Raw genomic sequence first — 9,808 nt, forward strand, 5'->3', positions numbered from 1 at the left:
GCCCGTACAGCCCGTACGGATCGCCTGCCTGCTCGATGACGGGGGGGCCGGCCGGGGCGCCCGCCTTCGTCGGGACGATCCCCTGACCGCCTCGCTGTGGCGGACCCCGCGGACCCCGCGGACCCCGCGGGGTCCGGGCCGAGGTGTGGCTGCTGCCGCGGATCCCGCCGGGCCGGTACGCGCACCGGCGGGACTCGCGGCCGCGGCTCAGACCGCCGTGCCGGCCGAACCGGCTCCCTCGTCGCCGCCGGTCACCCCGCCACCGCTGCCCGGCGTACCTTCCCAGCCGTCGGCGCCGATGCCGTCCGCCACCGACAGCGACAAGGCGAAGCGGCCCGCGACGTCCGTCCACCAATGGGTCAACTCGACTCCTGCCTCGGCGAGTTCCCGACGCACACCCTCCTGACGGAACTTCGCCGAGATCTCCGTCAGGATCTCCTCACCCTCCTCGAAGGGAACCTCCAGATCCAGCGCCCGGACCTTCACCACCAACTGCCTCCGGGCCCGCAGCCGCATCTCGATCCACTCGTGCTCCCGATTCCACACCGCCACGTGCATGAAGTCGGCGGCGTGGAAGTCCGCGCCCAACTCCCGGTTCACCACGGTCAGTACGTTCATGTTGAACTCGCCCGTCACCCCCTGGGCATCGTCGTACGCCGACACCAGGACGGCCGGGTCCTTCACCAGGTCCGTCCCCATCAGCAGCGCGTCCCCGGGCGACAGCATCGCCCGTACGTCCGCCAGGAACACGGCCCGCTCCGGCGGCAGCAGGTTTCCGATCGTGCCGCCCAGGAACACCACCAGCCGGGGTCCCGGCGAGTCCGGCAGTCGCAGCGCCCGGGTGAAATCGGCCAGCAACGCGTGTACGCGCAACCCGGGATGCTCCTCCAGCAGCGCCTTCGCCGCTCCCGTCAGCGCGCTCTCGCTCACGTCCACCGGTACGTACGTGTCCAGCGCGGGCAGCGCCTCGATCAGGTGCCGGGTCTTCTCCGAGGAGCCGGAACCCAGCTCCACCAGGGTCCGGGCCCCGCTCACCGAGGCGATCTCCCGGGCCCGTTCGAGCAGGATCTCCCGCTCGGCGCGCGTCGGGTAGTACTCGGGCAACCGGGTGATCTCCTCGAAGAGTTCACTGCCCCGGGCGTCGTAGAACCACTTGGGCGGCAACGACTTGGGGGATCCGGTCAGCCCGTCGCTCACATCCGTGCGCAGCGCCGACTCGGCGGCGTGCTCGTCGAGCATGCGGGTCAGCTGGAAATCGTTCACTGGCCTTCGTCTCCTTGATGCGGCGCGCCGGCGGGGGTCTCCTTCAGGGAGACGAGGTCGACCCGCGTGCGGGTGGCGGTCAGCAGGGTCCGGTCGGGTACCTCGCACCAGCGCGAGTCGTCGTCGTAGGGCTCCGAGGCGACCACCGTGCGCTGCGCGGCCGCGTCGGTCAGGTACCAGAGGGAATCCCCCCAGGCCGTCGCCGCGATGGCCCGGCCGTCGGTCAGCAACAGGTTCAAGCGGGATCCGGGCGAGGCCGCGGCCAGCTCCCGTACCGCTCCGGCGAGCGCCGGGCCGAGGTCCGGATCGGCCCGCAGCCGGTTCAGGACCAGCGCCCAGATCAGCGCCGAATCCGTACGGGAGGTCAGGGACAGCAGCTCCTGGAGCGGCAGCCGGGCGGCTACCGGGGCCACGGCGTCCGGCCAGTCCCGCAGCGAGCCGTTGTGACTGAACAGCCACCGGCCCTCCGTGAACGGGGCGGCCGCAGCCTCCCCCTCCGCCCCGGGGCGCGTGGCGTCCCGTACGGCGGCCAGTACGGCCCCGCTGCGGACCACCCGGGTCAGATCGCTGAAGGTCAGGTCGCCCCAGATCGGACCGGCCCGGCGGTAACGGGCGGGCACCGGGTCCCCCTCCGCGTACCAGCCGACGCCGAAGCCGTCGGCGTTGATCGTGCCGGACCGCTGGCGGCGAGGCTCCCACGACTGACGGACCAGTGAGTGCTCGGGCTCGCTCAGCACCCGGCCGAGGTGCACGGACGCCCCCAGATAGGCGAGATGACGGCACATCACGCCTGCCCGGCGGGGCCGGCGCTGCGCGCGGTCCGGAACCCGGAGAAGATCTGCCGGCGCACCGGCAGGTCCCAGTTGCGGAAGGTGCCCCGGCAGGCCACCGGATCCACGGCGAAGGAACCGCCGCGCAGCACCTTGTGCTCGGGGCCGAAGAACACCTCCGAGTACTCGCGGTACGGGAACGCCCGGAACCCGGGGTAGGGGAGGAAGTCCGAAGCCGTCCACTCCCATACGTCGCCGATGAGCTGGCGCACTCCGAGCGGGGAGGCGCCGGCCGGGTATCCGCCCGCCCGGGCCGGGCGCAGATGGCGCTGGCCGAGGTTGGCGTGCGCCGCCGTGGGGTCCGCGTCACCCCACGGGAAGCGGGTGGAGCGGCCGGTCGCCGGATCGTGGCGTGCGGCCTTCTCCCACTCCGCCTCGGTGGGCAGTCGGCGCCCGGCCCAGCGGGCGTACGCGTCGGCCTCGTACCAGCTCACGTGCAGTACCGGCTCTTCCCCGGGCACCGGTTCGGTGACCCCGAAACGACGCCGCAGCCACGTGCCGTCCTCGCGGTGCCAGAACAGCGGGGCCTCGATCCCGTGCCGGCGGATCTCCTCCCAGCCGGCCGCCGCCCACCACCGCTCCTCGCGGTAGCCGCCGTCCGCCATGAACTGCTGGTAGCCGGCGTTGGTGACCGGCGCCGTGTCGATCCAGAAGGCCTCGACCTCCCGCTGGTGCGCGGGCCGCTCGTTGTCCAGCGACCAGGGCTCCGTGGAAGTGCCCATCGTGAACGGCCCGGCGGGAACGAGCACTTCGGCCGCGGGCGGCGGTGGTCCTTGCGGGGGATCCGGATCGGGAGCCGTCAGCACCGCCGCACCCTGGCGCAACTGATGGGTGATCAGCATCGTTTCGTCGTGCTGCTGTTCGTGCTGGGCGATCATCCCGAAGACGTAGCCGCCGTCCAGCAGGGCCGTGCCCTCCAGTGGCGTGCGGTCCAGCAGGTCGAAGACCCGGCCGCGCACCTCGGCGGCGTACCGGCGGGCCTGGTCCGGGGCCAGCAGCGGCAACTTCGGGCGTTCCGAACGGGGATGCTCGAACGCATCGTAGAGCGGGTCTATTTCGGGGTGCATGGACTCGCGGCCGGCCACGTTGCGCAGCAGCCAGAGCTCCTCCATGTTGCCGATGTGCGCGAGGTCCCAGACCAGCGGGGACATCAGGGGGGAGTGCTGGGCCGTCAGATCGGCTTCGGAGACGGCGTCGGTGAGTCCGGCCGTGCGCAGGCGCGCCGCGGTCAGGGCGGCGGCGGCCCGCTCGCGCAGGAGCTCCGGTTCGGCGGTCATGGGCGGGCCTCCTCGCCGGCCGGCTGCGGCCGGGTTCGCGGGTGCGGGCGTGACGGCGCTTTCGGGTGCCGGGTCTGCTCCGGCCCGGCCCGGTCGTCGGCCGGACAGCGCCCGCGGGACACGTAGCGCTCGGTGAACTCACCCAGCGCGTCCATGACGTGGCCGCCCGCTCCCAGCCGGGGCAGCGCCGAGGACGCGGCCCGGAAGCAGGCGCGGGCGGCGGACCGCAGCTCCGGATCGGCCAGCGCGTTCCGGGCGGCGGACCGCCACAGCGGATTGCGCGGCGCGGGCCCGGCGCCGTAGGAGTCGGCCAGCCCCTTCGCCACCCGGTACGCGGTCTCCGCGGCCTCCGGGTCGTCGAACAGCGCGTGCACCACGGCCACCGGGACCAGCCAGCCGTCCTCGCCGGGCTGGGCGTCGATCATCCGCAGCTCCAGATGGCCCCGGGGCCGTACCGGCGGGAACAGCGTGGTCAGGTGGTAGTCCAGATCCTCGGCGGTCGGCGGCCGGTGGCCGCCGCCGGAGCGCAGCCAGTCGCGGAAGGTCAGCCCGCGCGGGACCGCCCAGGGCGCGCCCCCCTCGGCCGTCCGTACGCACATCACCTCGGTGTCCAGAGCCTGCCGGGCCCACGCGCCGCGCGGCTCCGCCTCCAGCGGCGGGGCGAGGGAGCGCCGGGTGTCGATATCGCTCCACACGCCTTGGCGGGCGCACCGCCAGCCCGCGTACGGGCCCTCGCGCGCGGGGGAGTTGGCGAAGGCGGCGACCAGCACCGCACCGAGGAGGTGGGCCAGGCGCCAGCGCCGGCCGTGGCCCAGCGGGCCCGGCTCCTCGTGACCGGCGTCCACGCACACCTGGACGGAGGCCGAGGCGCACATCATGGCGCGCCCGGCCGGGCCGGTGCGGTCGAAGTAGGTCTCCATCGCCTCGTACCGCGGGCTGGCCAGCATCCGCCGCAGTGGTCGGCGCGGGTCCTGGCCGAGCCCGCTCAGCACCAGCCCCTGTTCGCGCAGGGCGCCCCGGACGGCGGTCAGATCGGCCTGGAGGCCGTCGAGGCACCCGGTCAGGGAGGCGGCGGGGGCCGAGCTGAGCTCCAGCTGGCCGCCGGGCTCGATGGTGACGAGGGACCCGAGGGCGAGCGCGCCGGCCGCCTCGTGCGCGGCGGCCAGCCGCTCGTGGGAAACGGGCCGGCCGGGGTGTTCGGCGTCGAACACCAGCCATTCGAGCTCCGCGCCGAGCAGCCGGGGCGGGCCGGTCTTGAAGCAGATGCCGTGGAGCAGTTCCTCGGCGTCGGCTTCGGTCAGACGGTTGAGTGAGTCCTGGGGCATGACGGGGCCCTCGTCTCGCGTCGTCGGCTGTGACATCACTCGTGCCTACCCGTCCCTCGGGGCACAAATCCATTGCGGCGGCCTGCCGGAGCGCCGAAGATCGCCGTATGAGTGGCAGATTGCGCGAGATCGCGCGGGAGAACGCGGAGATCGTGGCGGCCGGCGGCTACCGGACGCGGTCGGGGCGGCAGGTCACGCTCGCCGCCGCCGTGGCGGAGGCCAAGGCAGGAACCACGATATATGGCCCGAACCGGGTCATTCCAGGCGAACTGGCCTCGGTGGGCACCCGCCGGACCGCCGTCGAGGTCACCGGCGAGAGCAGCACGGTCGCGGCCCGCAGGCTCGCGGAGCAGCAGCCCGGGACGGTTGCGGTGGCCGTCCTGAACTTCGCTTCGGCCCGCAATCCCGGGGGCGGCTACGTCCGCGGGGCCAAGGCCCAGGAGGAGGCCCTCTGCCGCGCCTCGGCGCTGTACGAGACCCTCCTGCAGGCTCCGGAGTACTACGAGATCCACCGCGCCGAGGTCAGCACCTTCTACACCGACCGGGTGATTCACTCACCCGGAGTCCCCGTTTTCCGCGACGACCGGGGCAACCTGCTGGACACCCCCTTCCGAGCCGGATTCCTCACCTCCCCGGCCCCGAACGCGGGCACCATCCGCCGCCAGGAACCGGACCGCGAGCCCGAGATCCCCGCCGCCCTCGCACGCCGCGCGCAGCTGGTACTGGAAGTCGCCGCGCTGCACGGATACCGGGACCTGGTACTGGGGGCCTGGGGGTGCGGCGTCTTCCAGAACGACCCCGCCCAGGTGGCGGAGGTCTTCCGGGGGCTGCTGGCGGGACGCTTCGCCGGCGTGTTCGAACGGGTGGTGTTCGGCGTGCTGGACCGCAAGCCGCAGACGCGGGACACGTTCGAACGGGTACTGGCGGGCCTCACCCAGGCCACGGGAGGCCCGCAGGAGACGTAGGGCCGCGTACTCAGGCCCGCCCGGCTACCGCTGGCCGTGACGGTCGGGCACCCGGGCCCGTCCGGCTACCGCCGCCGTACCGCTCGGCACCCGGGCCCGTCCGGCTACCGCCAGCCGTACCGCTCGCACAGCCGGTCCACCACGAGCTGGAACCGGCCCCGGTCCAGTGCACACGCCTCGCGCCGCATGCCGTCCTCGTGCACGCGCAGTACCCGGTCCACGTCCACCCAGGACTCCCGCCCCGCGCTGTCCCAGGGCCCGGTCCCGATCGGGACCCACTCCCGGTCGTGGTCGTGCCGCTTGCTGGACAACTGCACGGCCAGGAGCGTGCCGGCTTCCTCGCGGGCCACGACCAGCACCGGCCGGTCCTTGCCCCGCCCGTCGTTCTCCTCGTACGGAACGAAGGTCCAGACGATCTCCCCGGGGTCGGGATTCCCGTCGCGGTCGGGAGCGTACGAGGTCTGCACCGGCCCGACGGCCTGCGGATCCGCCTCGGCGGTCGCCGTGTTCCCGTCACGGCCGGGCTGCTCTACGTGACCATTGCTGTGGTGTGAAAGTGCCGTCATTCGGGCGAGGTTACCGGGTGCCCCCGGCCAACCCGGGGTACGGGCACACCCCCTCGGCCGAACGGGGAGTCCTGCCGAGAGGGGTGTGCACGGGTGCGGCCGGGCCGCGGTCCCGAGTCGATGGGGCCGGACCTCAGATCCAGCCCTCCAGCGATGCCATGAAGCCGTCGAAGTCGTCCCGGTGGATGGTGTGCCCGGCGCCCGCGACCGAGCGGACCTCGAAGCCGCGCTCCTCGAGGACCGCGGCGCGTTCCGGTGAGATCAGGAAGCTCGGATCGGCCAGCTGTACGAGGGACGGCACCACCGGCGCGGCCGGCAGCAGGTCCGTGCCCATCAGCGGGGTCAGGCTGAAGGCGGTCGCCTCGTCCCAGACGGCCAGGGTGGCCAGCTCGATGTCGACGTCGATCTCCTCCCAGCGCGGGTTCATGGCCTGGATCTGCTCCTTGGGCGCGGCCTTGAACCGGGCGAACACCTCGGGTCCGAAGCCCGGTTCGGGGGCGTCCAGGTGCCAGGCCGGATCCGAGAAGACGGCGCGCTGCGGCTTCAGGCGGGCGATGGAGTTCGCGAGGGTCAGGCCGCCGAGGGAGTGGCCGATGGCGAGCTCGGCGCCGGCCGGGAGCGTTTCGGCCACGTCGTCGGCGAAGGCCTCCGGGCTGTACTCGCCCCGGCCGCTGATGCCGTGGCCACGCAGGTCCACGGCGATGGCACGGTAGCCGCGCTCGGCGAGGGCGGGGCCGACCCGGCGCCAGGTCCGGTGGTCGGCCATGATCCCGTGGATCAGGAGGGCGACGCGGTCGCCTTCGCCCCAGGTGTGGGTGTGGAGCTGCACGGTGGTGCCTTTCATCGTGGCCGCCGCTCACGGACACGATCACCGAGGCGATGAAGGGGGCGACGATCTGCGGGCCGGCGTTGGCGATGTTGAGTACGCCCATGTCGCGGGCGGCGTCCTCCGCCTTGGGGAGCACCATCGTCACCAGTGCGGTGTCCACGGCCATGTAGCAGCCGAACGCGAGGCCGTTGATCGCGGCGAAGGCCAGCATGGCCGTCCAGCTGGTCGACAGGGCCGGGATCACCAGTGCGATGGCGGACAGCAGGGCGGAGGCGCCGACGAAGAGCTTGCGACGGTCGTACTTGTCCGAGAGCCATCCGCCGAGGACGGTGGAGACGACCATCGCCACGCTCGTCAGCGGCATCAGGATGGCCACCGCGGCCTCCGGCTTCATGCCAACGGGCAGCACGGTGTGGTCCTGGAGGATGTACAGCTGGTAGCCGCTCACCGCGAAGTATCCGAGGACCAGCAGGGCCCGGCCGATGAACGCCCAGCGGAAGTCGTGGTCCCGGAGGGCGCTCGCGAAGGCGGCCAGCTGCTCCTTGACCGGCATCGAGGCCTTGGCCGGGCGGCGCTGCTCGCGGGTGCACGTGGTGAACAGGACGGCGGCGCCGGCGACGAGCGCGCCGAAGATCAGGTATCCGGTGCGGTAGTCGTCCGAGAAGGCGGCACCGATCAGGGCGCCGATGGTGGAGCCCAGCGGCAGGCCGAGGCCTACGGCGGCGGAGGCCTTGCCCCGGGCGCTCATGGGCACCCGGTCGGGGACCACGGAGGTGATGGCGGCCTGGTAGATGTTCATCACGGCCTGCCCGAGGCACCAGGCGATGGTGATGAGCAGGATCGTGTTCGCGGCGCCGAGCAGGAACATCGCCGGTATCGCGGCGAGCCCACCGCCCAGGATCCAGGGGTTGCGCCGTCCGCTGCGGTCGGACAGGGCGCCCGCGACCGGGTTGAAGACCGTCGCGAAGATCGCCGAGACCCCTGCGATCAGGCCGAAGTTGGCGACCTTGTTCGCCGCGTCGATGTCTTCGACCTGGAGTGCGAGGAGTACGCCGGCGACGCCGATGTAGAGCGCGTACATGGCGCCGTTGCTGACGAGCAGCAGGGGAAGCAGGCCGCGCCCGGGAGCGGGGGCGTCGGGGGTGGCGGCGGCGGTGCCGGGGGAGGAAAGGGCCACGGTGCCCTCCTGGGCAGTCTGGGAAGGGATGAGGGGTACGGGAGTGGTGCGAGGGGTGTGAGGGGTGGTGCCGAGAAGAGGTGGGGAAGGGTGGTGCCGAGAGGGGCGGGGAGGGGTGCGCGCCGCCCTGTCGCGACGGCGGGGGTGCGACGGAACACGACAGGACGACGGCACGACTGGACACGGCACGGGCACGTGCGGAAACACCCTTGGCGAGGCTGGGGTGACCTCTGGGTTACACGTGTCAGTGAAGCGTGTAACCACTGTGTAGCATTGGTTTCCGGCCATCCGCTAGCCCCTGGGTACAACCGGTCTGGAAAGATGCCACGGCAATGTCACAGTCATCGAAGCCGCCGAAGCCCCCCACGCCGCCGTCACCGCCGCCGCCCGTCCCGACCAGCGCGGACGTGGCCCGTCTCGCCGGTGTGTCGCGCGCGACGGTCTCGTACGTCCTGAACAACGCGGAGGCCGTACGCATCAGCGAGCCGACCCGCCGCAAGGTGCGCGAGGCCGCCGAGGAGCTCGGCTACGTCCCCCACGCGGCCGCCCGCAGTCTGCGCGCAGGACACACCCGCATCGTGCTGCTGCCCACCTCCCACGTGCCGGTCGGCCCGCTCTACAGCACCTTCCTCAACGAGTTGCAGTGGGCGCTGCGAGGCCTCGACTACACGGTGGTCCAGTACGGCAGCCTCGGCCTCAGCGGTGACGAGGCCGCCCGCGCCTGGGCCGAACTGCGGCCGGTCGCGGTGATCTCCCTCGGCGAGATCGCCCTGTCGGCCCACAACGTGGCCACGCTCAAGCGGGCCGGGGCGCGCGCGGTGCTTACGGTGGGGCCGCAGAGCGTTCCCGGGGCGCACGCCCTGGTCATGGACCAGGCGGAGGTCGGCGCGCGGGCGGCGGAGCACCTGGTGGAGCGGGGCCGACGGCGGATCGGCGTGGTCGTTCCCGAGGAGGCGGGGCTGGAACTGTTCTCAGCGCCCCGGCTGGAGGGCGCGCGGTCCGTGCCGGGGGCGGAGGTCGTGGCCCTGCCGATGGCCTACTCGGAGGAGTCGGCGGCGGCACTGGCGCAGCGGTGGGGGTCGCTGGGGCTGGACGCGGCGTTCGCATACAACGACGAGTACGCGATGCTGCTGATGCGGGCCTTCCAGGACGAGGGGCTGCGGGTGCCGCAGGACGTGGCCGTCATGGGCGCCGACGACCTGCTGATCGGCCGGCTGCTGCGGCCGAGGCTCAGCACGGTACGGCTCGAGATGCCGACGGGGGAGCGGCTGGCTGGTCTGGTGGACCAGGCGGTACGGGAACCATCGGCGGTGGTACGCAGGCACGACCTGATGGCGGCGGTGACGCTGCCGCGGGATTCGACATGAGCGGGTGCCTCCGCTCCGGCCGGAGCGCGGCCACCCCGGCCCCGGGCCGCGACTGAACCCCGCGAGGCGTCGGGCGGCGACGGGCGCGCCGGTGCGGCGGCCGCTCGCGGCCGGAGCGGGCCCCGAGCGGCCGGGGCCCGAGCGGAGCGCGGCCGACCGGGGCCGGTAGGCGCAGGTCGGGGCCTCGATGGGGGCTGGGGGGCGTTGAC

8 protein-coding genes and 1 pseudogene are annotated in these 9,808 nt (G+C 73.1%); 2 read left to right on the forward strand and 7 right to left on the reverse strand.

The window, feature by feature from the left end; all coding sequences use genetic code 11:
- Positions 1–207: 207 nt before the first annotated feature.
- Genes egtD through egtA form a run of 4 tightly spaced genes read right to left on the reverse strand, consistent with a single transcriptional unit; the run spans position 208 to position 4,695 of the window.
- Complete coding sequence (gene egtD, locus OTB20_RS21340) at positions 208–1,263, reverse strand: L-histidine N(alpha)-methyltransferase (protein ID WP_267819726.1); 1,056 nt, start codon at positions 1,261–1,263, stop codon at positions 208–210.
- Positions 1,260–2,048, reverse strand: a complete 789-nt coding sequence (gene egtC, locus OTB20_RS21345; RefSeq protein ID WP_267819728.1) for an ergothioneine biosynthesis protein EgtC — start codon at positions 2,046–2,048, stop codon at positions 1,260–1,262. The genes egtD and egtC overlap by 4 nt, the downstream gene beginning before the upstream one ends.
- A complete protein-coding gene (gene egtB / locus OTB20_RS21350; protein ID WP_267819730.1) occupies positions 2,048–3,370 on the reverse strand; it encodes an ergothioneine biosynthesis protein EgtB in 1,323 nt (440 codons plus the stop codon). Before egtB ends, egtC begins: the two co-directional genes overlap by 1 nt.
- Positions 3,367–4,695, reverse strand: a complete 1,329-nt coding sequence (gene egtA / locus OTB20_RS21355) for an ergothioneine biosynthesis glutamate--cysteine ligase EgtA (protein ID WP_267819732.1) — start codon at positions 4,693–4,695, stop codon at positions 3,367–3,369. The genes egtB and egtA overlap by 4 nt, the downstream gene beginning before the upstream one ends.
- Before the next feature lie 107 nt (positions 4,696–4,802).
- Here egtA and OTB20_RS21360 point away from each other — a divergent pair, with 107 nt between their 5' ends.
- A complete protein-coding gene (locus OTB20_RS21360; protein ID WP_267819734.1) occupies positions 4,803–5,660 on the forward strand; it encodes a TIGR02452 family protein in 858 nt (285 codons plus the stop codon).
- 104 nt (positions 5,661–5,764) lie between these two features.
- Here OTB20_RS21360 and OTB20_RS21365 read toward each other — a convergent pair whose 3' ends face one another.
- The 3 genes and pseudogenes from OTB20_RS21365 to OTB20_RS21375 all read right to left on the reverse strand — a co-directional run.
- Positions 5,765–6,226 carry a type II toxin-antitoxin system PemK/MazF family toxin gene (locus OTB20_RS21365; RefSeq protein WP_267819736.1) on the reverse strand — a complete coding sequence of 154 codons (462 nt, stop codon included), beginning with the start codon at positions 6,224–6,226 and terminating at the stop codon, positions 5,765–5,767.
- A gap of 133 nt (positions 6,227–6,359) precedes the next feature.
- Entirely contained in the window at positions 6,360–7,055 is a 696-nt protein-coding gene (locus tag OTB20_RS21370; protein ID WP_267819743.1) for an alpha/beta fold hydrolase, read from the reverse strand.
- Between the two features lie 82 nt (positions 7,056–7,137).
- Positions 7,138–8,520: pseudogene (locus OTB20_RS21375) on the reverse strand (MFS transporter); the annotation flags it as partial.
- 44 nt (positions 8,521–8,564) lie between these two features.
- Between OTB20_RS21375 and OTB20_RS21380 the strand changes: the two are divergent.
- The gene (locus OTB20_RS21380) at positions 8,565–9,599 is read left to right on the forward strand and encodes a LacI family DNA-binding transcriptional regulator (RefSeq protein ID WP_267819737.1); all 1,035 of its coding nucleotides are present in this window, start codon (positions 8,565–8,567) and stop codon (positions 9,597–9,599) included.
- Positions 9,600–9,808: the final 209 nt, after the last annotated feature.

Source organism: Streptomyces sp. H27-H1 (genome assembly GCF_026627445.1).
Lineage (GTDB): Bacteria > Actinomycetota > Actinomycetes > Streptomycetales > Streptomycetaceae > Streptomyces.